Source organism: Pseudomonas sp. 910_21 (genome assembly GCF_052850735.1).
Window position 1 is genome coordinate 1 of sequence record NZ_VXCY01000043.1, and the last position, 331, is coordinate 331.

Annotated in this window: 1 pseudogene; it reads right to left on the minus strand. The window is 58.6% G+C overall.

The features are described from left to right. Window positions 1–331 (minus strand): annotated as a pseudogene (locus FW796_RS31900) (T6SS effector phospholipase Tle3 domain-containing protein); the annotation flags it as partial.

Sequence of the window (331 nt, forward strand, 5' to 3'; positions counted from 1 at the left end):
TTCTGAACGCGTCACCAGCACCTTGCCGCTGTCTGTCGCTCGGGCGGCAAACACGTGGGTGATTTCAGATATTTCCTTGCCTTCATTGAGGGCCTCCTGAACGCTGCCAATATCACGCCCGTGCTTGAAGGCGACGGTTTCGTCGATCGACTCCAGCCGGGTGTGCTTGGCGCTTTCGGGAGACCAGGCCTTGTTGCTTACTGCGATAGCTGCATCGATAGGCGCCAGTTTGTCCTTGACCTGATAGACGCCACTGTTTGAGTCCGCCCCCGGCATGACCACCGTGCCATCGGCGTCAAAGTTAGTTGCAACGGGCACCGGCAACAACGGC